This window comes from Acidovorax sp. (assembly GCF_046294525.1).
Lineage (GTDB): Bacteria > Pseudomonadota > Gammaproteobacteria > Burkholderiales > Burkholderiaceae_C > Acidovorax.
The window spans coordinates 373149-396303 of sequence record NZ_JBKBKQ010000002.1 but is presented as its reverse complement, the minus strand read 5'-3'; the positions used below and the strand labels follow the sequence as shown (position 1 = coordinate 396303).

Below are 23155 nucleotides of genomic sequence, written 5' to 3'. Positions count from 1 at the left end.
CCCCACCGCAGATGCAACACAACAAGGGAGTGAGCCCATGCTCAACATCTTCACGCTCGCCAATGGCCGGCTGTTCCAGGAAGAAATTGAATCGCTGGAAGAGCTGACCAAGTTCCAGCCGATCTGGGTGGACCTGGAAGCCCCCACGCTCGAAGAAAAACGCTGGATCAAGCAGCACTACGGCCTGTCCATCCCCGAGGATGCGATGGACGAGGACATCGAGGAGTCCGCCCGCTTCTACGAAGAAGACAACGGTGAGCTGCACATCCGCAGTGACTTTCTGATTGACGACGACGAAGACCCCCGCTCGGTGCGCGTGGCGTTCATCCTGAACCAGCACAACGCCAACCTCAAGAGCCGGGGCGTGCTGTTTTCCATCCACGATGAAGACGTGCCCGTGTTCCGCCTGCTGCGAATGCGCGCGCGCCGGGCCCCGGGGTTGATCGAAGACGCCAAGGAAGTGCTGCTCAAGCTGTTTGATGCAGACGCCGAGTATTCGGCCGACACGCTGGAAGGCATCTACGATGAGTTGGAGCAAGTGAGCAAGCAGGTGCTGGCCGGCGACGTGACCGACACCCGCGCCGGCGAGGTGCTGGCCGCGATAGCGCGCCAGGAAGACTTGAACGGCCGCATCCGCCGCAACGTGATGGACACGCGCCGCGCCGTGAGCTTCATGATGCGCAGCAAGATGCTCAACTCCGAGCAGTTCGAGGAAGCCCGCCAGATCCTGCGCGACATCGAGTCGCTGGACAACCACACGGCATTTCTGTTCGACAAGATCAACTTCCTGATGGACGCCACGGTCGGTTTCATCAACATCAACCAGAACAAGATCATCAAGATCTTCTCGGTGGCGAGCGTGGCCTTGCTGCCGCCCACGCTGATCGCCAGCGTTTACGGCATGAACTTCAAGTTCATGCCCGAACTGGACTGGGCGCTGGGGTATCCGTATGCGCTGGGGCTGATGCTGGCAAGTGCGCTCGGGCCCATGTGGTACTTCCGCAAACGCGGCTGGTTGAAATAGGTTCCCCCCTGTGGCGCTGCGCGCCTTCCCCCTGAGGGGGACGCCTCCAGTGGGCCGGCGAAGCCGGATCCACGGTGGCGCTGGTATTTCGGGCGCGCCGGTTTCACTGCGCGGTGGCGGAACTGGTCGCTGCTGGCGTTTTGACTCCCCAAGCCCACGCCCCGCTCCTTCGGGCTGAGCTTGTCGAAGCCTCTGCAAGCCTGATGGCGGATTCAGCGGCCCGCCCAGCGAAAATATGAGTCAAATCACCCTCTTGCGCTTACCCATCAAGCGCTAGCAGCTATCAATTTCATAGTTTTTGCATCAACGTCAGCACCATGTGCTCGGCGTAGCGGCTAGCGACCGTCTGCACAAAGCGGGGGAAGTCCACGTGCGCGGTGTCGTCGGCGCGGTCGGAGATCGTGCGCGCGGCGGCAAAGGGGATGCCATAGTCGTGGCACACCTGGGCGACGGCGGCGCCTTCCATCTCCACGGCCAGCGCGGGGTGGCCGGCGTCTTGCAATGTGGTGCGCAGGCGGTGCGCCTCGTCGGCGGCGCAGACAAAGCGGTCGCCGCTGGCGATCAGACCGTGGTGGGCCCGGTGGGAGGTGACTGCGGGCGCGCCCAGCAGCTCAGGTTTGAAGCCGAATTGGCCTCTAGCGCTTGCCACACATGCGCCAGCAGCTTCCAAAAGAATAGCAGACAGGTCTGCATCGCAGGCCAGGCGGCTGCGGGCGTAGCCGGGTACTTCCCAGCGCGGGAACAGGGGTGATGCGTCCATGTCGTGCTGCAGGTAGTCCTCGGCCACCACCACGTCGCCCACGTTCACCCCGTCCCCCAGGCCGCCCGCCACGCCGGTAAACACGATGCGCGCCACGCCAAACCGCTCGACGAGTGCCGTCGCCGTGGTGGCCGCTGCCACCTTGCCAATGCCGGAGAGGGCCAGCACCACCGCGCGGCCAGCCAGTTCGCCGCGCCAGAAGGCACGTCCCGCATGCATCAGGCGCTGCGGGTGGGCGAGGTGGGCGACCAGGGTGCTTTGTTCTTCGGGCAGAGCGCTAAGGATGGCGGTAGTCATTGCGCCATATGGTTAAAACTGGCACACCCCAGACCAGCGGACGCCGCGCAAGCGCCGCCAAGCCGCCTGAGCGGCGCTTCGCTTGCGTGCGCTGGCGTCGTCCCCCTTCCTGCTGCGCGCAGCGCATCGAGAGAAGGGGCTGAGGGCCGCGGCTCCGAGCCTGCCTGCGCAGGCTTGGACAGCCCGAAGAGCTGCCGCCTCTGGCGGCCAGCACCGAGCCGTGAAGCGGCTCAGGGGGATGCTCACTTCTTATCCCGCAGCTCGCGGCGCAGGATCTTGCCCACGGGGGTCTTGGGCAGCTCGGTGCGGAACTCGATCACCTTGGGCTGCTTGTAGCCCGTCAGGTTGGCCTTGCAGTACTCCTTGACCTGCGCCTCGGTCAGCGCCGGGTCCTTCTTCACGATGACCAGCTTCACGGCCTCGCCGGTCTTCTCGTCGGGCACGCCGACCACGGCGCATTCGAGCACGCCGGGGCAGTTGGCCACCACTTCCTCGACCTCGTTGGGGTAGACGTTGAAGCCGCTGACCAGCACCATGTCCTTCTTGCGGTCCACGATCTTGAAGTAACCGCGCTCGTCCATGATGCCGATGTCGCCGGACTTGAAGAAGCCGTCGTCGGTCATGACCTTGGCGGTTTCGTCGGGGCGCTGCCAGTAGCCGGCCATCACCTGCGGGCCCTTGATCGCGATCTCGCCGGGCTGGCCGAAGGTGGTCACTTCGCGGCCTTCGTCGTCCAGCAGCTTCATCCAGGTGCCTGGCAGGGGAACGCCGATGGTGCCGGTGTATTCGGTGGCCGTCACCGGGTTGCAGCTGGCCGAAGGGCTGGTCTCCGACAAGCCGTAGCCTTCGCAGATGGGGCAGCCGGTCTTCTCCAGCCACAGCTTGGCCACCGCGCCCTGCACGGCCATGCCGCCGCCCACCGAGACCTTGAGGTTTTTCCAGTTGACCGTGTTGAAGTCGGGGTGGTTGGCCAGGCCGTTGAACAGCGTGTTGACGGCCGGGAAGCTGTGGAAGGTGTGCTTGGACAGTTCCTTCAGCACCGCGGGCAGGTCGCGCGGGTTGGGGATCAGGATGGTCTTGCCGCCCGTGCGCATGCTCAGCATCATGTTCACGGTGAACGCGAAGATGTGGTACAGCGGCAGCGCGCACACGGCCGTTGGCTGCTCGCCTGCAGGCACCTTGCTCATCACCGGCGAGTTCCAGGCCTCGGACTGCAGCACGTTGGCGAGGATGTTGCGGTGGAGCAGCACCGCGCCCTTGCTCACGCCGGTGGTGCCGCCGGTGTATTGCAGCAGCGCGATGTCGTCGGGGCGGATGTCGGGCTTCTTGAGCGAACCGCGTGTGCCCTGGGCCACGGCGTCGTTGAAGCGCACCGCGCCGGGCAGGTCAAAGGTGGGCACCATCTTCTTGACGTTGCGCACCACGTAATTGACCAGCGCACCTTTGAGCAGGCCCAGCTGGTCGCCCATGGCGCACAGCACCACGTGCTTGACGGGCGTGTTGGCAATGCAGCTTTGCAGGGTGGCCGCAAAGTTCTCGATGATGACGATGGCCTTGGCTCCCGAGTCCTTGAGCTGGTGCTCCAGTTCGCGCGGGGTGTACAGCGGGTTCACGTTGACCACGACAAAGCCCGCGCGCAGGATGGCCGCCACGGCCACGGGATACTGCGGCACATTGGGCATCATGATGGCCACGCGGTCACCCTTGACCAAGCCCAGGCTCTGCAAGTACGCCGCAAACGCGCTGGAGAGCGAGTCGGTCTGGGCGTAGGTCACCTCTTTGCCCATGAAGCTGTAGGCCACCCGGCTGGCGTACTTCGCAAAGGCCTCGTCCATCAAGGCCACGAGGGAGGGGTACTGCGAGGGGTCGATGTCGGCAGGAACACCTTGGGGATAGGCTGCCAGCCAGGGGCGGTCGGTCATTTGCGTTGTCTCCTAGTCAGTTTATTGGGGGCCATAAAAACCGTGCCATCGCTTTCAGCACGGTCGTGCTTTTTTCGCAGGGGAATTATGCCTGTCAGCTCTTGAGGGTGGCGAGCACTTCGTCGAGCATTTTCTTGGCATCGCCGAACAGCATGCGGTTGTTGTCCTTGTAGAACAGAGGGTTGTCCACACCCGCATAGCCGGACGCCATGGAGCGCTTCATCACGATGGAGGTTCTGGCCTTCCACACCTCCAGCACAGGCATGCCCGCAATGGGGCTGGTGGGGTCGTCCAGGGCGCTGGGGTTCACGATGTCGTTGGCGCCGATGACCATGGCCACGTCGGTGTCGCCGAAGTCCTCGTTGATCTCGTCCATTTCCATCACGATGTCGTAGGGCACCTTGGCCTCGGCCAGCAGCACGTTCATGTGGCCCGGCATGCGACCCGCGACCGGGTGGATCCCAAAGCGCACGTTCACGCCCTTGCTGCGCAGGGTTTGGGTGATCTCGTTCACGGTGTGCTGCGCCTGCGCCACGGCCATGCCGTAACCGGGCACGATGATGACGCTCTTGGCATCGCGCAGCAGCTCGGCGGTCTCGGCAGCACTCACTGGCACGGCTTCGCCTTGGGGCTCGGCAGCATCGCCCTTCTTGGCCGGCGTGCCCGCGCCGGACCCGAATCCGCCCGCAATCACGCTGATGAAGTTGCGGTTCATCGCATTGCACATGATGTAGCTCAGGATGGCGCCGGACGAACCTACGAGCGCGCCGGTGACGATCAACAGGTCGTTGCTGAGCATGAAGCCCGTGGCCGCAGCCGCCCAGCCGGAATAGCTGTTGAGCATGGACACCACCACGGGCATGTCGGCCCCGCCTATGGCCATCACCATGTGGATGCCGAAGAGCAGCGCGATGACCGTCATCACCATCAGCGGCACCATGCCTTGCTCCACCGTTTCGGCACGCAGGAACTCGCGGCCGAACCAGATCACGATCAGCAGCGCAGCGAGGTTGAGCCAGTGGCGCGCCGGCAGCAGCAGCGGCTTGCCGCCAATCTTGCCGTTGAGCTTGCCGAAGGCGATCAGCGAGCCGCTGAAGGTGACGGCACCAATAAGGATACCTACATAGATCTCCACCTCATGGATGGCCTTTTCTGCGCCCTGCAGCTGGATGGACGTGTCCACGTAGCTCGCAAACCCCACCAGGCAAGCCGCCAAGCCCACCAGGCTGTGCATCAGGGCGACCAGCTCGGGCATCTGCGTCATCTTGACAATGCGGGCGGCAAACAGGCCAATGCCGCCCCCGATGACCAGCGCCGCAATGATCCAGGCGATTCCCCCGCTGCTCACGCGCGGGCCGAACACCGTGGCCAGCACGGCCAGCGCCATGCCGACCATGCCGAACAGGTTGCCCCGGCGCGAGGTTTCGGGGTTGGAGAGTCCGCCCAGGCTCAGGATGAACAAAATGGCCGCGCCCAGGTAGGCCACGGTGGCAAGGCTTTGGGACATGTTCTGTGCTCCTCGTTCTTGTTGTTGTGATGACTTACTTGCGGAACATGGCCAGCATGCGGCGCGTGACCGCAAAGCCGCCGAACATGTTGATGGCCGTGAGCACGATGGCCGCAAACGCCAGCCACTGAATGAGCCCGTCCGGGCGCCCGTTCACCCCAGCTTCGGGCGGCGCAATCTGCACCAGCGCGCCGATGGCAATGATGCTGGAGATGGCGTTGGTCACACTCATAAGCGGCGTGTGCAGCGCGGGTGTGACGTTCCACACAACCATGTAGCCGATGAAGCAGGCCAGCACGAACACCGTGAAGTGGCCCAGGAACGCCGCGGGCGCGTAGGCGCCGATGAACCAGAAAGCTACGGCGGCAACCGCAAAAAGGATGGCCAGCGTCTTGGCGGGCAGCGGGGCGCTGCTGCCATGGCCGTGCCCGCCCTTCTTCTGCTCAACCAGCGCTGCAGCCTTGGGTGCAGGGGCGGGGGCTTGCTGGAGCGGCGGCGCGGGCCAGGTGATGGCACCGTCCTTGACCACGGTGAGGCCGCGGATCGCATCGTCTTCCATGTTGACCACGGCCACGCCGTCCTTGGCCTTGCACAGCTCTTCCGTCAGGCGCAGCAGGTTGGTGGCATAGAGGGTGGAAGACTGCTTGGCCAGGCGCGATGCCAGGTCGGTGTAGCCGACGATGGTGACGCCGTGGCGCACTACCGCCTCGCCAGGCACCGTCAGCTCGCAGTTGCCACCTTGCTCGGCGGCCATGTCCACGATCACGCTGCCAGGCTTCATGCTCTGCACCATTTCGGCGGTGATGAGCTTGGGCGCGGGTTTGCCAGGGATCAGCGCGGTGGTGATGATGATGTCGGCGTCCTTGGCCTGCTCCGCATACATCTTGCGCTGCGCGGCCTGGAAGCCTTCGCTCATCACCTTGGCGTAGCCACCGCCGCCCGAGCCCTCTTCCTCATAGTCCACTTTCACGAACTCGCCGCCCAGCGACTTGACCTGGTCGGCCACCTCGGCGCGCGTGTCGTTGGCACGCACGATGGCGCCCAGGTTGGCGGCCGTACCTATGGCCGCGAGGCCCGCGACGCCAGCACCCGCAATAAACACCTTGGCGGGCGGCACCTTGCCCGCGGCCGTGATCTGGCCGTTGAAGAAGCGGCCGAAGGCGTTGGCCGCCTCGATGACGGCGCGGTAGCCGCTGACCCCGGCCGTGGAAGTGAGCGCATCCATCTTCTGTGCGCGGCTCAGGGTGCGCGGCAGGCAGTCAATGGCCAACACGGTGGCCTTGCGGGCTGCGAGTTGCTGCATCAGCTCGGGGTTCTGGGCAGGCCAGATGAAGTCGATGAGTGTGGTGCCCTCTCGCAGCAGCGCCACTTCGCCGCTGGTGGGCGGGCGCACCTTGAAGACGATGTCCGCAGCGCCCCACAGTGCGGCCGCGTCGGGCAGCACCTGCGCGCCGGCGGCGCGGTAGGCATCGTCACTGAAATTGGCCGCTTCCCCGGCGCCCGATTCCACCGCCACCTCGAACCCCAGCTTGATCAGCTTTTCGACCACATCGGGCACGGTGGCGACGCGCTTTTCGCCGGGGTATATCTCCTTCGGCACGCCAATACGCTGCGGCGGTGGGACAGGGTTTGAGGTCTGCATGGGCGGTCTCCTTGGATGGGTGTAATCGTTGCGCCAGGGGCAGGGGGTGCGCAGCCCTTCAGCCAGCCCAGGGCCGAGCGGCGGCCTGCTTCTTGGCGAAATAGGCCTCCACGGCATCCAGCAGTTGCTGCTGTGCGGGGCTGGCAGGCGGCGTGATCTGCGCAGCGCCCAGCATCACGGCGCGCAGCGTCTGCACGTGGTAGTCAGTGAATTTGTCCGCGCTGCGCTCCAGCACAGCGGGCACTTCGGCAGGTGCCAGTGCGCGGTTGCGCAGCATGTGGGAGCTGGCCACCCAGAGGCTGTTGGCATCGGAGTCCGCCAGCGCCAGGTGCTGGCGCAGCAGGGCCAGCACACCGTGCTTTTGCTCGACGGTCACGGCGCCGGTGGCTTGCACCATGGCCAGCGCCATCACGGCGACCACATCCACCGGGTGCTCCAGCGTGTACAGCGGCGGCGTTGTCACCTTCTTGGCCCAGGCGCGGCGGCGGAAAAACGCCAGCGGATTGAGCCAGCCCACGTCAATACCAAAACGGCGCAGCGCCTCCATCGCCATCGTGAAGGTAATGATCAGCCCCAGGATCTGCAGGATCACGCCCATGGTGGGTCTCCCTCTCTGTCGGTTGAACCGTTGTATTGACTGCCGTGGCTTGCTTCTTCTTGTTGTTGGCTCTTCTGCTTTTTTGTTCTTTTTTTCTTTGCGTGGCGCGGGCCGCGCCGCTATCTCTTCACGAAGGCTGCTTCGGCAAACGGAAACGGCGGCACCGCCAGGTAGCCGTCCATCATGCCCACGCTCAGGCGCGCGGCCTGCGCCAGCGCATGCCCCCATTCCAGCGCGGGGCGGCCAGCGGTCAGGAACTCATCATTGTTCTGGGTCCTGGGGCGCAGCAGGCGGTGATCCACCAGCGCGTCCACCACCACCAGGGCGCCCGCATCGGTGGCGTAGCGGTAGCTGAGGTGCGAATAGGGCTGGGCCCAGGAGATCTGCTGGGCATCCACCCAGCGGGCCAGGTCTGGCTGATTCTTCTGCAGCCACTGGTCGCTGCTGGCCCAGCGCTTGAAGCGCAGGCAATCTGCGCGCACCGGGCTCTCTTTGGCGGCGTCGTCCACCGTCACGTCCTGCGCACGCGGGCATTCGCCGGACCATGGCGCACCGCCGCTCAGGGTGGTGCCACGGTTGGTCTGCACCCGGAGCACTGCCAGCCACTCGCCTTGCGCCCCGCGCAGTCCTACTGAGCGGGTTTGCAGCGGCGCGCGGCCCACGGCCTCGTCGACACTGCCCAGGTCCTGCCATTGGCCTGGGGGCAACACCAGGCGCGCACGGCCGACGGGGTACTCCGCCTTGGGCGGGACGGTGAGGGGCGCGCACGCCACCATCATCACCGTCACGGCGCAGGGCAACAGGCACCGAAACTTCGAAATCATCAGAGTCATGGACAAAGGTTCAAACACTTTCTGCGGCACCCGCCCCGGGCAAACTGACCGCGAGCTTACATGAAGAATTTCTGCGCACTGTCGCGCAGGAGAGATGTAGAGGGAACTCCCCAGCCCTCGCACACCGCGGCCCACCGGGTAAACCCGGCCTTTGATGCTGCGGAGACGAAAAAGCCCGGGCGCTGCCGCGGCCGGGCTGGGACGTGAGCGAAATCCGCCGGTTCGGCCGACGGCAGGCGATCAGTTAACCACCTGCGCCAGTTCGCCGCGCGCGTACTTGGCGGCCACGACCTGCAGGCTTTCGCCCTTGATCTTTGCCGCCTGGCCTTCGCAGCCGAACTCCAGATAACGCGCCTTGCAGACCAGCTTGGCAGCCTCGCGGGCGGGCTTGAGCCATTCGCGCGCGTCGAACTTGTCGGGGTTCTCGGCCAGGAACTTGCGCACCGCGCCGGTCATGGCCAGGCGGATGTCGGTGTCGATGTTGATCTTGCGCACGCCGTGCTTGATGGCTTCCTGGATCTCCTTGACCGGCACGCCGTAGGTCTGCTTCATCTTGCCGCCGTACTGGTTGATGATGTCCAGCAGGTCTTGCGGCACGGACGACGAGCCGTGCATCACCAGGTGAGTGTTGGGGATGCGGGCATGGATTTCCTTCACGCGGCTGATGGCCAGGATGTCGCCCGTAGGCGGCCGGCTGAACTTGTAGGCACCGTGGCTGGTGCCGATGGCGATGGCCAGCGCGTCGAGCTGCGTGGCTTTGACAAACTGTGCGGCTTCTTCGGGGTCGGTCAGCATCTGGCTGTGGTCCAGCTTGCCTTCGGCGCCGATGCCGTCTTCCTCGCCGGCTTCCCCGGTTTCAAGGTTGCCCAGGCAGCCCAGCTCGCCTTCCACCGTCACACCCACCTTGTGGGCCATCTCCACCACCTTGCGGGTCACCTCGACGTTGTATTCAAACGATGCAGGGGTTTTGCCATCTTCCATCAGCGAGCCGTCCATCATCACCGAGCCGAAGCCCAGATGAATGGCGCCCGCGCAGACCTTCGGCGATGTGCCATGGTCCTGGTGCATGACCAGCGGAATGTGGGGGAAGGCTTCCACGGCCGCCTGGATCAGGTGCTTGATGAAGGGCTCGCCCGCGTACTTGCGCGCACCGGCGCTGGCCTGCAGGATGACGGGGGCGCCCACTTCATCGGCGGCGGCCATCACGGCCTGCACCTGTTCCAGGTTGTTGACGTTGAAAGCGGGGATGCCGTAGCTGTTGGCAGCGGCATGGTCGAGCAGTTCGCGCATCGAAACGAGGGGCATGGTCGTAGGGTCCGTTGAGGGTTGAGGAGGCGCTCTGTAGGCCTGGTCGAGGCCGGCGTGGCGGCGGTAACCGCTTGGTAACTCGCAATTTTAACCGGCGCGTGTGTCCGCAGGCAGCGGTAAATCCAAGCGGTAGCAGGTGGTAAACGACGCTGGCGCCCCCGCAGTTCCAAAGCGGCCCCCATGGATGTCGGCCACGCGCCGCAGGATTTCATGGCCCAGGTGCAGGCTGTCCACCGGTGCCGAGCCGCTTTCGTGTGCCTGGTCCTGGGCGTCGGCTGCACCCCGCGCCCCGTCGTCGCAGACCAGCAGCCAACAGGCCCCGCCCTCCCGCGCCACCCCCAGCTGCACCGTGATGCGTGTGCCGGGTGGTGTGTGCTTGAGCGCGTTTTCCACCAGGTTGCGCGCCGCCAGGTCCAGCAGCACCGCGTGGCCCAGTATGGTGATGGAGGACGGGGCTTCCACGGCCAGCTCGTACCCCCGCTGCCATGCCGCCTGGGCGTAGTCGGCGCACACGGTGCGCGCGATTTCGCACAGGTCCACGGCGGTCTTGGCCCCATGCAGCTCGGCGCGGCTTGCGCGCGCCAGCGCCAGCAGCTGGCTGAGCACGTGGCCTGCGCGCAGCGCGTCCTGCCCGATGCGCTGCACTGCCTGCGCACGCGCCTCGGCATCCAGTCCGCCAGCCAGGGCGCTGGCCTGCAGCGCTATTGACGACAGCGGAGTGCGCAGCTCGTGCGCCACTTCATTGGCCAGGCGCCGCTCGCGCACCAGGGCCTCATGCTGCCGGTCCCGCAGCGTGTTGATGGCGTCAACCACTGACTCGAATTCCCCCCAGGCATGGCGCGACGCCAGGCGCTGCGTGCTGGCAGGGTCCAGCGCGGCCACATCGGCAGACAGCGCATACAGGGGCCGCAGGCCGCGCCACAATGCCAGCCCGAGTGCAAGGGCCACCACGGGCAGCAACCACAAGCCGGGCTCGATCATCTGCTCCGCAATGTCTTCCGCCAAGACATCGCGCTCGCTCAGCGCGAGCAGCACCATCACCTTGCGGGTTCTGCCTGCGTCCCACTGTGAAAAGCTGCGCCACACCGCAGCCTCCGGCCCCAGCGCCAGGTTCGCAAAACCCTCAGCTGCCGAGAAGGCGGGAACAGGCGCGGCGCCAATGGATGCCAGGAGCCGGCCCTGGGCATCCCACTGCACCACGCTCAGCGACTGCTGGTAGTCGTGCGACTTGAGCCAGGGGGTGGGTGCGCGCAGCGTCAGCTCCGCACCCGCTACAGGCTCTGCGGCGCGCAGGTTCAGCAGCAGGGCGGCCACGCTCGCCAGATGCCCGTCGGTCAGCTCGTCGGCCTCGTGCACGCCCGTCTGGTAGCCAATGACCACAAAACTGGCCCACACCACCACCAGCGCGCCCAGGGACCAGAGCAGCAGTTGGCGGGTCAGCGAGGGGCGGCGCAGGGCAGCCACGGCAGTGGGCGCCCCGCTCATCGCGCCTCCGTGGGCATGAAGTAGCCCACGCCCCTCATGGTCTGGATGCAAGCGCCGCCCAGCTTGCGGCGCAGGTGGTGGATGTGGACCTCGATGGCGTTGCTCTCGATGGCCGCGTCCCAGCTGTAGAGACGCTCCTCGATCTGCTGGCGTGAGAGCACGCGCCCGCGCGCCTCCATCAGCACCAGCAACACCGAGAACTCACGCGGGGACACATCCACCAGTTTCCCGCCCTGTCGCACGGTGCGCGCCGCGGGGTCCAGCTCGATGTCGCCTTGACGGAGCGTGGGTGAGGTACGCCCGGCTGCACGGCGCAGCAGAGCGCGCAAGCGGGCGTCCAGCTCGTCCACGTCAAACGGCTTGGTAAGGTAGTCGTCGGCACCCAAATCGAGTCCGGCCACCCGCTGGTGTACCTGGTCACGCGCGGTGAGGATGAGCACCGGCGTGGCCGGGTCCGGCAGCGGCGGCTGCGCGGTGTCGCCCGCGCCAGGGCTCAGGCGCAGGCGGCGCAGCAGCTCGCTGCCATCGCCATCGGCCAACCCCAGGTCCAGCAGAACGGCGTCAAACCGCTCAGCGCGCAGTGCGCTCCAGGCACCGGACACGCCATCGCACAGGTCCACCGCATATCCGCGCTGCTGCAGCGTTGTGCGCAGGCCTACAGCAATGCCCGCATCGTCTTCCACCACAAGGATTCGCATGTACGGCATTGTCGCCTTGCAACGAGCAAGGTGCGCATGGAGCCGCTTGCAGGCAGAGCAGCCGGCGGAACGCCATAGCGTCCTGACCGACGCATTAAGACGGCGTTAAGGGCTGCCACCTAAGGTCCGTACCCATGCCCGCACACGCCGCGCCCGGGGCGCCCCTCCCCGCTTTTCGCTACAGCACCTTGTTCTGGACGCTGACCGGTCTGGTATGCCTCATCGCCTGGGACGTTTCCGGCAGAGATTTGACACTGGCCCACCTCTTCGGCGACGCCCGAGGCTTTCCCATGCGAGACCATTGGTTCTTTGTGCAGGTGCTGCACGAAGGTGCTCGCCGCCTTGGATGGGTGCTGGTACTGCTGTTGGCGCTGGGCGTCTGGTGGCCTCTGGGCGTGCTGCGGCGGCTGGACACCGTAGGGCGTCTACAGATGGCCTTGAGCGCCTTGCTGGCCCTGGCCGCCATCAGCATCACAAAGAACCTCAGCACCACGAGCTGCCCGTGGGACCTGGCGGAGTTCGGTGGCGTGGCACGCTACGCGTCGCACTGGGCGCTGGGCATGCTGGATGGGGGAAGTGGGCGGTGCTTTCCAGCAGGCCATGCGTCGGCCGGCTTTGCTTTCGTCGGCGGCTATTTCGCGCTGCGCCGCCACGAGCCCACCGCCGCGCGCTGGTGGTTGGTGACAGCGCTGCTGTCCGGCTTGGTGCTGGGGGCTGCGCAACAGGTGCGCGGGGCTCATTTCATGAGCCACACGCTCTGGACGGGGTGGATCTGCTGGACCACGGGCGCGCTGTGCAATACAGCTGTGGAACATCTGCGGACAAGGGCCCCTTACTTGCTGGCCACCCGGCGCATCACCACCGGCAACGCGGCAGTCAGCCCGCCACGCAGATCTTGAGCATGTTCGTGCCGCCGGGCGCGCCCATGGGTTCGCCGCAAGTAATGGCGTACACGTCGCCCTTGGCCACAATATTGCGGCTCTTGAGGTGGCCCTCGGCCTGCTCCAGCGCGGTGTCACGGTCGGCGCTGGTGTCCATGAGGAGGGGGCGCACATTGCGGTACATGGCCATCTTGCGCTGCGTGGCCACCTTCGGTGTCAGCGCGTAGATGGGGATGTCGATGCTGTGGCGGCTCATCCACAACGCGGTGGCGCCGCTGTCGGTCATGGCCACGATGGCCTTGGCGCCCAGGTGGTGGGCCGTGAACAGCGCCCCCATGGCGATGGACTGGTCGATGCGGCCAAAGGTCTGGCCGGTGAAGTCAGCGTCCAGCTGGTGGTCTTCGGCGGCCTCGGCGGCGGCGCAGATGGTGGCCATTTCTTCGACGGTCTCCAGCGGGTAGCGGCCCGCGGCCGTCTCGGCGCTCAGCATTACGGCGTCGGTGCCGTCCAGCACGGCGTTGGCCACGTCGCTCACCTCGGCCCGCGTGGGCACGGGGTTGGTGATCATGCTTTCCATCATCTGCGTGGCGGTGATCACCACCTTGTCCATGTCGCGCGCCATGCGGATCATCTTTTTCTGCAGCGCGGGCACGGCGGCGTTGCCGACCTCCACGGCCAGGTCGCCCCGGGCCACCATGATGCCGTCCGACACGCGCAGGATGGATTCCAGGTGCGGGATGGCTTCGGCCCGCTCGATCTTGGCGATCAGCCCCGGCTTGTGGCGGAACTCGGACGCAGCCACATTGCACAACTGGCGCGCCATTTCCATGTCGGTCGCGTTCTTGGGAAAACTCACGGCCACATAGTCGGCCTGGAAGCTCATCGCCGTGCGGATGTCCTCCATATCCTTGGCCGTGAGGGCCGGTGCTGTGAGGCCGCCGCCCTTCTTGTTGATGCCCTTATTGTTCGACAGCTCGCCGCCGACTTTCACGGTGGTGTGCACTGCTTCACCTCGAACGGCATCCACGGTCAGGACGATCAGTCCGTCATTGAGCAGCAGAACGTCGCCCGCCTTCACGTCGCGCGGCAGTTCTTTGTAATCCAGGCCCACGCCTTCAATGTCACCCAACTCGGTGCGCGATGCGTCCAGCACGAATTGGGCGCCCGACTCCAGCATGACCTTGCCCTCGGCGAACTTGCCCACGCGGATCTTGGGACCCTGCAGGTCGGCCATGATGGCCACCTCGCGGCCCGCGCGCTGGGCTGCAGCGCGCACCGTGGCCGCGCGGTCGATGTGGTCCTGCGCCTTGCCGTGGCTGAAGTTCAGCCGCACCACATTCACGCCCGCGCGGATCATCGCCTCCAGCAGCGCCGGGTCGCTGGAAGCGGGGCCGAGGGTGGCGACGATCTTGGTGGCGCGGCGCGTGGGCATGGGGAGGTCTCCTGGTTTCATTCGAGGCAATCGGTTCATGTAATTGAATTTCAATTCTCACATGAAGCGGTTACACCCCAGTTACCCACCCTCGCCGCGGCGCCGCGCAGCACGCGGCTATCTTTCATGCGTCGAAGTGAAAGACCTTGCTCACGATCTGCCACCGCCCCTCCACCTGCACCAGTGTGAGGAAATCGGTGAAATGCCGGGGTGCGATCGAGCACTGCACGCAGGCAAAGGCCGTGACTGGCCCCGCGAACGCGATGGACAGGATGCGGTCGGTGCGTGCCTGGCCTGTGCCTGCGGGCGACGGGCGCTGGTCCACCACCGCAAAGTAGTGCTTCATGTCCCAGACCAGCAGATTCCCACCCGAAGCGGTGCAGTAGCGGGCCAGCGGATGAAACACCTGGGCCAGCCGGACCGTGTCGCTGTGGTACAGGCCGTCGAAGTAGGTCTGCAGCACCGCGCTCACGCCGGCAAAGTCGGACGCGGCCGTCATGACGCCGCCTGCTTTCTGAACTCGGGCACGGGCAGGCCGCCCACGCCCCAGTTGTCCAGTTCGATTTCCTGGATCACCACGTGCGTAGTGGCGGGCTGCTTGTCCAGCACGCGCACCAGCAATTGCGTGACGCCGGCAATGAGTTCGGCTTTTTGCGCCGGGGTCACGCCTTCGCGGGTGACCTGGATGTTGACGTAGGGCATGTGCGGTCCTTCAGCCCAGGCGGCGCACGGCCTGGGCGATGCGCTCGCCGAACAGCCTGGCGGTGGCCAGGTCGCCCGGCGCCATTTCATCGGGCGAGGCGTCGGCCGGCGTGGTGGCCATGAGGCCCGCGAACGAGGCCAGGTAGTTGATGTCGTCGCGCCCGGAGGCTTTGGTGTTGCTGGGCGGAAGCGCTGTGCCGGCCCAAAGCATGCCGTGCTGCTGGGAGAGCGAGAACAGGGTGTACAGCGTCGTGAGCTTGTCGCCGTTCATGCCTGCGCTGTTGGTGAAGCCGGCGGCCAGCTTGTCCTTCCAGCCCTGCCGCGCCCACACGGACGCGCTGGCATCGGCAAAGCGCTTGAACTGCCAACTCACGTTGGCCATGTACGTGGGCGAGCCGAACACGATGGCCCGAGCAGCGCCCAGCTGCGCCCAGCCGGCGTCGGACAACTGGCCTTGATCATCCAACGCCAGCAGCGCGCCGCCGCTGCCCTCGGCAATGGCTTGCGCGACTCGCTGTGTGTGGCCGTAGCCGCTGTGGAAGACGATGGCAATGGACGGGGATGGGGAGGATGGGGAAGCGAGCGAAGCCATGGGTTTCCTTTGAGCAAAAACGAAGAACAACGAGGAAACCGCAGGTTATGGAATACCCATGCATGGGTAAACTCATTCGAACGCACTTCATTTTTTACCCCATGTAATTTATGGCACGCGATTTTGGCGATGTGATGCTGGGCAGCATTGAGCTGTTCTGCCTGGCGGCGGAAGCCGAGAGCTTTACCGAGGCGGCCCTGCAGGCCGGCATCACGCCGGCTGCGGTCAGCCGCTCGGTGGGGCGGCTGGAAGAGCGGCTGCAGGTGCGCCTGTTTGTGCGGAGCACCCGCAAGATCCGGCTCACCGACAGCGGCCGTACGTACTTTGACCACTGCCGCCAGGCGCTGAGCCGCCTGAGCGAAGCCGAGCGCGAACTGACGGGCACACAGGCCGAGCCCGCAGGCACGGTGCGCATGAGCGTGCCTACCACGCTGGGGCACTACCGCGTGCTGCCCGCGCTGGTGCCGTTTCGCGCGCGATACCCCAAGGTGCAGGTGGAGGTGGAGTTGAGCAACCGGAATGTCGACTTCACCGCCGAAGGCTTTGACCTGGCCGTGCGTGCACGGGTGCAAGCCGACTCTGGCCTGGTCGCGCGCAAGCTGCTGGATGCGGAATTGGTGGTGGTGGCCACACCGGACTACCTTCGGCGCGCCGGCCGCCCTGCATCCCCCGACGACCTGGCTGCGCACGAGTGCATCCAGTTCCGGCTGCCCAGCACGGGCCAAGCGGTGGATTGGGTCTTTCGCCGGGACGGGCGGGACTTTGAGGTCCGCACGCCGGGCGGCCTGCACTGCGCGGGTGATGTGCTCGGGGCGGCAACCCTCGCGCGCCACGGCGCGGGGCTGGTGCAGACCTACCGCTTCCTGGTGGAGCAGGACCTGGCCGAGGGCCGACTGGTGGAGGTGCTGCAGCCGTTTGCCGGCCCGTCACGGCCGTTCTCCATCATCTACCCGGCGGCGCGGCACATGCCGCTGCGCGTGCGGGCGCTGATCGACCATCTGGTCGCGCACGTGGGCGCGCCCCACACCATTGCCAGGGCCGCTGCACGCGCGCTGATCGCGACCACGACAAAACCGAAGAGGAAAAAGAGTTGAGTTGAACGGTGTGCGCTCGCCCCACAGCTACAGCCAGAGGTGAGACAGCGCATGCGCCAGCACGTGGGCCAGCATGGCCGCTTCGAGCCCCCAGCGCGCAAACAGAGCACCGGCCACCAGGCCGAACGCGGTATTGCCAACCAGCACAAAGACCAGCACCTCAGGCGTCAAGGCTCCGGCCATGGCCCGCGCTGCGGGCAGGTGCCCTACGGCAAACAAGAGCGCACTCAGCACCACCGCCAGCACCACCCACGACAGCCGGGGCACACCCTGTCCGCGCTGCAGAATGCGCCACGCCAGCCACAGCACCAGACTCATGGCGCCCCAGCGCACCAGCAGCTCTTCGGTGATGCCACCGTACAGCAGCTTGACCAGCAACGGCATGGCGCTGGCGGGGTCGGCGGGGCGAAGCACGGCCGGGGCGGTATTTGACAGCAGGACCAGCCAGACGGCACCTGCCGCGCCGCCCACAAAACCCGGCACCCACTGCGGCCGCAACGCGGCAGCCACAGGCTGTCCGGCCACCCATGCAGACAGTGCGGGTGCGCACAACCCCACCCGGGGCGCCAGCACCGTGCCCACAGCAACGGCAGCGGCCAGCAAGACAGCCGTCTGCAGTCCGCTGAGCAGCACCACCGCCCAAAGGGGCAGCGGAAGCAGCGCCTCGTTGGCGGCCAGCGGCGGCAGCAGTGACCACACCACGGCCACCACACCAGGCAGGCCCAGCAGCCACAGCCACACCCCCAGTCGCCATCCCGCCCGCGAACCGGGCGCCGCGAGGGCCGTCATCGCATCAGCGCCTCGATCTCATCGGCCTTCACCGGCACGCCGCGCGTGATCAGCTCGCAGCCAGTGTCGGTGACGATGGCGTCGTCTTCAATGCGAATGCCGATGTTGTGGAACTGCTCGGGCACACCGTCGGCCGGTCGCACGTAGATGCCGGGCTCTATGGTCAGCACCATGCCAGGGCGCAGCACGCGGCTGGGGCGGTTGGTAATGGTCTCGCCAGAGAGTGGGTCCTTGCGCTCGCTGGCCAGCCCCACCTCGCCGGGCTCCACATAGCTGCCGCAATCGTGCACATCCATGCCCAGCCAGTGGCCGGTGCGGTGCATGTAGAACTGGAAGTAGGCGCGCTTTTCGACCACGTCCTGCGCTGTGCCCACCTTGTTCTTGTCGAGCAGCCCCAGGTCCAGCATGCCTTGCGCCAGCACGGCCACGGTGGCGTCGTGAGGGTCGTTGAAGCGGGCTCCCGACTTGGTGGCCGCCACGGCGGCGTCCTGGCTGGCCAGCACCAGGTCGTACAGCGCGCGCTGGGGGCCGGTAAAGCGGCCGTTGGCCGGGAAGGTCCGCGTGATGTCGCTGGCATAGCCATGCAGCTCGCAGCCCGCGTCAATCAGCACCAGGTCGCCGTTGCGCACCGGCGCTGCATCCGCCTGGTAGTGCAGCACGCAGGCGTTGGCACCGGCCGCCACGATGGAGCCGTAGGCCGGGTACTGCGAGCCGGCTTCGCGAAACGCGTGCAGCAGCTCGGCGTCCAGGTGGTATTCGCGCACATCTTCGCCCGCGCGCAGCATGCGGGCCGAGCGCTGCATGGCGCGGATGTGGGCCTGCGCGCTGATGGCGCCAGCGCGGCGCATGATGTCCTGCTCGTGCGCGTCCTTGATGAGGCGCATCTCGTCGAGCAGCGTGCACAGATCGTTCTGTTGCGCGGGGCACAGCGCGCCGTAGCGAACGCGGGCGCGCACGGCATTGAGCCAGCCTTCCACACGCGCTGCCAGGCCGCTGTGGATGGCAAAGGGGTACCACACGCTGCTGCGGTTTTCGAGCAGACGGGGCAACTGGGTGTCCAGCTCCGCCGCCGAGTGCGCGGCATCCACGCCCAGGGCCGCAGGGGCTGCGGCCGGGCCCAGGCGGTAGCCGTCCCAGATTTCGCGCTCCAGGTCCTTGGGCTGGCAGAACAGGGTGCTGCGGCCGTCGTGCGCCACCACCAGGCAGGCGCCGGGCTCGGTGAAGCCAGTCAGGTAGTAGAAGTAGCTGTCGTGGCGGTACAGGAAGTCGGTGTCACGGTTGCGCGGACGCGCAGGCGCAGTGGGGATGATGGCAATGCCACCTTCGCCAAGCAGGGAGGCTAGGCGGGCGCGGCGCTGGGCATAAAGGGGGTTGGGTTGGCTCATCCGCGCATTTTGGGGCCATCGGCTGGCGCCGGTGCGCGCCGGGGGCAATCTTGTGGATCTTGCTGGTATGTGGTGCGTGCGCCGCGCCCCGGCTGCGGACCTGCGGGCCCTCCCCCGAGCCGTGGCAGACTCTGGCCACCTTGGGGCCCGCCCGGCGACCCCTTTGCCATCCTTTCACCCGCCCGCGCCATGCCGCTATTTCTGTCCACACTGCTGAACTTCATCTTCGCAACGTTCATACCCATGGTGGGGCTGGTGTTGACCGGCGCCCTGCTGGTGTATGCCGTCTATGTGCGGTGGATCGATATTCCACAGAAGTGGCTGCTCACCACACGCGCCCTGCAGGTGCTGATTGCCGTTGCCGTGGTATGCAATGCCTGGCTGGGAGTGCGGATGTACCTGACCCACAGCACGCAGCAGGCCCGGGTGGACGGCGCGAGCGTGCGCGCCAGCCGCGAGCGTTTTGTGCTGCCGCAGGATTTCCAGTATGGCGAGCTGCTGATCCCTGCAGGCAGCCTGATCAACCGCCGCGACCCTTTTGACAAGGGCGAACCCAACCGCCCCCTGGCGCTACATGGGCTGGAGGCCGTGCGCTTTGCGCAGCCTGTGGAGCTGGCGGGCGTGCAGGCCACTGCGCTGCAGGTGCTGCCTGCGCGGGTGGAGCTGGCCCAGGACCAGCGCCTGGGCCCCGTATACCGCTACGACAGCGCCACCCAGAGCTGGGTGCCCAACAAGCTGATCTCCGGGCTGGCGTGCCGCAAGGGCCAGATCGCCGTCTTCCAGGTGCCGCCCATCGAATACGACGTGCAGGCCGAGGTGGGCAAGCCCGCGCCCGACGGGCCGGATGCCCGGTTTGCCCCCAGCCAGTGGCTGCTGCGCGCGTGCGAGAACGGGCCCGCCATCACGGTCGAGCCGGCCTTTCAGCCTGCTGCGGGCTGACGCGCGCTCTGCGCCTCTACCGCGCGGCCCCGTCAGCGGTTGAGTTCGGCCAGCCTCTCGGGCGTGCCCACGTCCGTCCAGCGGCCGGTGTACAGCGATGCGGACACCCGGCCCGCATCCATGGCACGGCGCAGCACGGGCGCCAGGGGTGCCTTCACGCCGGTCGGGTTGCCCGGGGGGATGTCGCACCAGGGCGGCGCAAACAACTCGGCACGCAGCAGGGCGATGGTGCTGTACGTATAGCGCGGCGCGGGGTCGTCTGGGGGCAGGTTCAGCGCCAGGCCGTCGGCCGAAAGGCCGAAGTCTCCCCGCGGGTTGTGCGCCGGATTGGGCACCAGCCACAGGTGCGCCAGGCTGTGGCTGCGTTCAAACGCCTGCACGGCCGCCATGTCGAAGACAAAGTCCGGCGCAAACACGTCACCCGCCGCCAGCCAGAACACCTGGCCCAGCTGCGGCAGCGCGCGGGCAATGCCGCCCGCCGTCTCCAGCGCCCCGCCAAAATCAACGCCCTCGTGCGAGTATGAAATTGATAGCTGCTGGCGTTTTCCAGATAAGCGCTGGAGGCCAAAAACACTTGAAAAACGGTCGCTGATCTGCTCCCCCAGCCAGGCGGTGTTGATGACCACCCGCGTCACCCCCCCGTCCTGCAGCGCCTGCAGGTGCCACTGCAGCAGGGGCAGGCCTTGCACCGGCAGCAAGGGTTTGGGGGTGGTGTCCGTCAGGGGCCGCATGCGTTCGCCGCGGCCAGCGGCAAGCAGGAGGGCAGGAGGTGCGTCTGTCTTCATGCCCGCAGTGTAGGTCTGGGCTGTCCGCTGTAAGCTACAGCGCCACGCTCGATGCCCGCCATGAAGATCCTTCTTGCCGATGACCATGCGCTGTTCCGCGAAGGGGTGCAATACCTGCTGTCCTCGCTGCACGCGGACGCCACAGTGCTCCACGCGGGAGATTACGCCAGCGCAGCAACGCTGATCAAAGAGCATCCGGACGCCGCGCTGGCACTGATCGACTTGGACATGCCGGGCCAGGCGCAGGCAGGCGGCATTGCGCCGCTGCTGAGGCTGGCGCCCACACTGCCCGTGGTGGTGCTGTCGGCGTGCGAAGACCCCGTCGCCATCCGCAGCGTTCTCGACGCAGGCGCAATGGGCTTCATCCCCAAGCGCGAACAGGGCGCCGTGATGCTGAGTGCACTGCGCCTGGTGCTCGCCGGTGGCGTCTATGTGCCGCCGCTGCTGCTCGCGGCACCGGCGAGCCCGGCCAGCGGCGGCACGCCGCTCACACCACGCCAGACGGAGGTGCTGCAAGCGTTGGCGCAGGGAAAGCCCAACAAACTGATCGCACGCGCCCTGGGCATGACGGAGGCCACGGTAAAGGCGCACACCGGTGCCATTTTCCGTGCGCTGGAAGTGGACAGCCGCGCTCAGGCCGTCCTGGCGGGGCGCCAGCGGGGCTTGCTGGCGCCGGACTAAACGCCGCCTCGCCCCGCGTGCCGCAAGAATGCACGCAGACGCGCGGGCGACGCCGGCTTGTGCAGCACCGGATGACCGCTGGCCGCCGCCTCCCGCAAACGGTCGGGCGCCGTATCCCCCGTGACGATGAGCGCCGGGATGGCCTGGCCCCAGACGGCGCGCACGGCAGCGATGGCCTCGCCGCCTGTCTCTCCCGCGCGTAAGCGGTAGTCGGCCACGATGGCTTGCGGCGGTTGCGCCAACTGGTCCAGTGCGTCCCGTGCGCCGGCCGATGCGACCACCTCGTAGCCCCAACCGCGCAGCAACAGGGCCATGGCGGCGCGCACCTCCGCTTCGTCATCCATCACCAGCACGGGCGGCGCGGGTGCCCCGACCGCCAATTCCTCGCCCAATGTGGAGGGATCGGCCGGCTGCTGCGGCAACGGCATCTGCTGCAAACTCAGCGTGAAAGTGCTGCCCTGGCCCGGCACCGAACGCATCTCCAGCCCGTGGTCCAGCAAGCGCGCCAGCCGATCGACCACCGCGAGCCCAAGTCCCAAGCCCTTGGCCCGGTCCCGCTCGGAGTTGTGCAACTGCACAAACTCCTTGAACACATCCTGCTGGTGCTCCGGCGCAATGCCGATGCCGGTATCACAGACCGAAAGCGCAACCCTGCGCGCAGTGCCTTCCTGTGTGTCGGCATGCCAGAGCAGCGCCACTTCGCCGTGCGGGGTATAGCGCACGGCGTTGGAGAGCAGGTTGCGCAGCAGCGTTTCCAGCAGGGCCGGGTCGGACAGCACGGCCACATCCGGGCCTTCACAGCGCCATGCCAGCCCTTGCGCCTGTGCCAGCGGCCCGAACTCCGCGCCCAGGCGGTGCGCCAGCGCGTGCAAGAGCACGGGCGCGCATTGCGGATGCAGCACGCCCGCGTCCAAACGCGACACATCGAGCAGCGCGTTCAGCAGCCCCTCCAACGCCGCGACACTGGCGCCGATGCGCTCGGCCAGTGGCTGCAACGGGGTGGCGACCGCGCGCTCGTGCAGTGCCTGCGCAAACAGTCCCAGCGCGTGCAGGGGCTGGCGCAGGTCGTGGCTTGCAGCAGCCAGAAACCGGGACTTGTCTGTGTTGGCCTGCACTGCCACTTCCTTCTGGCGCTGGAGATCGGCCAAAAGCGCGTCCTTCTCAAAGCGCAGACGGATGGTTTCGGTGGTCGCCGCATGGGCCTGCACCATGATGCCGTGCAGGATGCCCAGGTAAACCAGCAGCCCCAATGCCAGGCCCCAGCCGCTCTCGCCCCCGCGCAACGCAAGCCCCAAGGCGGTGAGCCCCACCGACGGCAGCGCAAAGGCGTACTCGGTGCGCGGCCAGAACGAGGTCACGAACACCGACCCAGCCGAAATGCCGACTATCAGGGTCAGCAGCAGCATCTGCAGCGCGGGCGAATCGGTGGCAAGGAAGAAAAAACCCGCAACACCCCAGGCCAGCCCGTCGACAGCTGAAGACACCGTCACCTCGTTGGCCCAGCGCACGGCCTGGGCCTGGTGGGTCACGCTGGCCCGGTAGCGCCGCACCAGCAGCCCGCGCAGCGCAGGCGCGAGCAACGCTGCCGTAAGCCACAGCCCCAGCCGCCAACCGCCGTGAACCGGCCACAGCGCAGCCGCCGCAATGCACGGCAGAACCGGCATGAGCGGCAGCGCGCCCACCAGCATGGACTTCATGCGGCGGATGGCTTCCATCTCGATCTGCGGACCGGCAGTCATGGCACGGAAGCGGGTCGTACGACGCGTGCCGCCGGGTCGTACACCTTCAGTCGAATGTTCAA

At 66.7% G+C, this 23155-nt stretch carries 22 protein-coding genes; 5 read left to right on the top strand and 17 right to left on the bottom strand.

All coding sequences use genetic code 11. The annotated features are described in order from the left end of the window. Nucleotides 1-37 precede the first annotated feature (37 nt). Nucleotides 38-1024 (top strand): magnesium/cobalt transporter CorA, encoded by a 987-nt coding sequence (corA, locus tag ACK4HJ_RS04225; protein WP_409827992.1) that lies wholly within the window; start codon nt 38-40, stop codon nt 1022-1024. 289 nt (nt 1025-1313) lie between these two features. On the opposite strand, the gene ACK4HJ_RS04220 is transcribed toward corA, so the two are convergent. The 9 genes from ACK4HJ_RS04220 to ACK4HJ_RS04180 all read right to left on the bottom strand — a co-directional run bounded on the left by ACK4HJ_RS04220 (nt 1314) and on the right by ACK4HJ_RS04180 (nt 12074). Then, a complete protein-coding gene (locus ACK4HJ_RS04220; protein WP_409827990.1) occupies nt 1314-2081 on the bottom strand; it encodes a 5'-methylthioadenosine/adenosylhomocysteine nucleosidase in 768 nt (255 codons plus the stop codon). A gap of 242 nt (nt 2082-2323) precedes the next feature. Then, a complete protein-coding gene (locus ACK4HJ_RS04215; protein ID WP_409827988.1) occupies nt 2324-4003 on the bottom strand; it encodes a long-chain-fatty-acid--CoA ligase in 1680 nt (559 codons plus the stop codon). 94 nt (nt 4004-4097) lie between these two features. After that, nucleotides 4098-5510, bottom strand: coding sequence for a Re/Si-specific NAD(P)(+) transhydrogenase subunit beta (pntB, locus tag ACK4HJ_RS04210; RefSeq protein WP_409827987.1), 1413 nt, complete (start codon nt 5508-5510; stop codon nt 4098-4100). A 34-nt stretch (nt 5511-5544) separates the two neighbouring features. Continuing rightward, entirely contained in the window at nt 5545-7152 is a 1608-nt protein-coding gene (locus ACK4HJ_RS04205; RefSeq protein ID WP_409827985.1) for a Re/Si-specific NAD(P)(+) transhydrogenase subunit alpha, read from the bottom strand. Nucleotides 7153-7210: 58 nt separating this feature from the next. Then, the gene (locus ACK4HJ_RS04200; RefSeq protein ID WP_409827983.1) at nt 7211-7750 is read right to left on the bottom strand and encodes a phenylacetic acid degradation protein; all 540 of its coding nucleotides are present in this window, start codon (nt 7748-7750) and stop codon (nt 7211-7213) included. Nucleotides 7751-7869: 119 nt separating this feature from the next. After that, the gene (locus ACK4HJ_RS04195) at nt 7870-8574 is read right to left on the bottom strand and encodes a hypothetical protein (RefSeq protein WP_409827981.1); all 705 of its coding nucleotides are present in this window, start codon (nt 8572-8574) and stop codon (nt 7870-7872) included. 249 nt (nt 8575-8823) lie between these two features. Beyond that, nucleotides 8824-9888, bottom strand: a complete 1065-nt coding sequence (gene fba / locus ACK4HJ_RS04190) for a class II fructose-bisphosphate aldolase (RefSeq protein ID WP_409827980.1) — start codon at nt 9886-9888, stop codon at nt 8824-8826. A 90-nt stretch (nt 9889-9978) separates the two neighbouring features. Next, nucleotides 9979-11376: a histidine kinase dimerization/phospho-acceptor domain-containing protein gene (locus tag ACK4HJ_RS04185; RefSeq protein ID WP_409827978.1), complete on the bottom strand. Its 1398-nt coding sequence runs from the start codon at nt 11374-11376 to the stop codon at nt 9979-9981. Then, nucleotides 11373-12074 carry a response regulator gene (locus ACK4HJ_RS04180; RefSeq protein WP_409827977.1) on the bottom strand — a complete coding sequence of 234 codons (702 nt, stop codon included), beginning with the start codon at nt 12072-12074 and terminating at the stop codon, nt 11373-11375. The genes ACK4HJ_RS04185 and ACK4HJ_RS04180 overlap by 4 nt, the downstream gene beginning before the upstream one ends. 134 nt (nt 12075-12208) lie before the next feature. Here ACK4HJ_RS04180 and ACK4HJ_RS04175 point away from each other — a divergent pair, with 134 nt between their 5' ends. After that, nucleotides 12209-12973 carry a phosphatase PAP2 family protein gene (locus ACK4HJ_RS04175; protein WP_409827975.1) on the top strand — a complete coding sequence of 255 codons (765 nt, stop codon included), beginning with the start codon at nt 12209-12211 and terminating at the stop codon, nt 12971-12973. Here ACK4HJ_RS04175 and pyk read toward each other — a convergent pair. From pyk to ACK4HJ_RS04155, 4 genes are all read right to left on the bottom strand, one after another. After that, nucleotides 12951-14387 carry a pyruvate kinase gene (gene pyk / locus ACK4HJ_RS04170; protein ID WP_409827973.1) on the bottom strand — a complete coding sequence of 479 codons (1437 nt, stop codon included), beginning with the start codon at nt 14385-14387 and terminating at the stop codon, nt 12951-12953. The two genes, ACK4HJ_RS04175 and pyk, sit on opposite strands and share 23 nt — an antisense overlap. 124 nt (nt 14388-14511) lie before the next feature. After that, nucleotides 14512-14886, bottom strand: coding sequence for a nuclear transport factor 2 family protein (locus tag ACK4HJ_RS04165; protein WP_409827972.1), 375 nt, complete (start codon nt 14884-14886; stop codon nt 14512-14514). Then, nucleotides 14883-15089, bottom strand: coding sequence for a tautomerase family protein (locus ACK4HJ_RS04160; protein WP_409827970.1), 207 nt, complete (start codon nt 15087-15089; stop codon nt 14883-14885). The genes ACK4HJ_RS04165 and ACK4HJ_RS04160 overlap by 4 nt, the downstream gene beginning before the upstream one ends. 10 nt (nt 15090-15099) lie before the next feature. Next, the gene (locus tag ACK4HJ_RS04155; RefSeq protein WP_409827968.1) at nt 15100-15681 is read right to left on the bottom strand and encodes a flavodoxin family protein; all 582 of its coding nucleotides are present in this window, start codon (nt 15679-15681) and stop codon (nt 15100-15102) included. Between the two features lie 110 nt (nt 15682-15791). On the opposite strand from ACK4HJ_RS04155, the gene ACK4HJ_RS04150 reads away from it, so the two are divergent. Continuing rightward, nucleotides 15792-16775 carry a LysR family transcriptional regulator gene (locus ACK4HJ_RS04150; protein ID WP_409827966.1) on the top strand — a complete coding sequence of 328 codons (984 nt, stop codon included), beginning with the start codon at nt 15792-15794 and terminating at the stop codon, nt 16773-16775. Nucleotides 16776-16802: 27 nt separating this feature from the next. Here the strand turns inward: ACK4HJ_RS04150 and ACK4HJ_RS04145 are convergent, their stop codons facing one another. Further along, a complete protein-coding gene (locus ACK4HJ_RS04145) occupies nt 16803-17564 on the bottom strand; it encodes a type II CAAX prenyl endopeptidase Rce1 family protein (RefSeq protein WP_409827965.1) in 762 nt (253 codons plus the stop codon). Continuing rightward, a complete protein-coding gene (locus ACK4HJ_RS04140) occupies nt 17561-18949 on the bottom strand; it encodes an aminopeptidase P N-terminal domain-containing protein (protein ID WP_409827963.1) in 1389 nt (462 codons plus the stop codon). Before ACK4HJ_RS04140 ends, ACK4HJ_RS04145 begins: the two co-directional genes overlap by 4 nt. 189 nt (nt 18950-19138) lie before the next feature. On the opposite strand from ACK4HJ_RS04140, the gene ACK4HJ_RS04135 reads away from it, so the two are divergent. Further along, on the top strand, nt 19139-19888 hold the full coding sequence (locus ACK4HJ_RS04135) for a hypothetical protein (protein ID WP_409827961.1): 750 nt from the start codon (nt 19139-19141) through the stop codon (nt 19886-19888). Between the two features lie 32 nt (nt 19889-19920). Here the strand turns inward: ACK4HJ_RS04135 and ACK4HJ_RS04130 are convergent, their stop codons facing one another. Continuing rightward, entirely contained in the window at nt 19921-20673 is a 753-nt protein-coding gene (locus tag ACK4HJ_RS04130) for a nucleotidyltransferase family protein (protein WP_409827960.1), read from the bottom strand. Nucleotides 20674-20733: 60 nt separating this feature from the next. Between ACK4HJ_RS04130 and ACK4HJ_RS04125 the strand changes: the two genes are divergently transcribed. Further along, nucleotides 20734-21354: a LuxR C-terminal-related transcriptional regulator gene (locus tag ACK4HJ_RS04125; RefSeq protein WP_409827958.1), complete on the top strand. Its 621-nt coding sequence runs from the start codon at nt 20734-20736 to the stop codon at nt 21352-21354. Here the strand turns inward: ACK4HJ_RS04125 and ACK4HJ_RS04120 are convergent. Then, nucleotides 21351-23093: a hybrid sensor histidine kinase/response regulator gene (locus ACK4HJ_RS04120; RefSeq protein WP_409827956.1), complete on the bottom strand. Its 1743-nt coding sequence runs from the start codon at nt 23091-23093 to the stop codon at nt 21351-21353. The genes ACK4HJ_RS04125 and ACK4HJ_RS04120 overlap by 4 nt on opposite strands. Nucleotides 23094-23155: the final 62 nt, after the last annotated feature.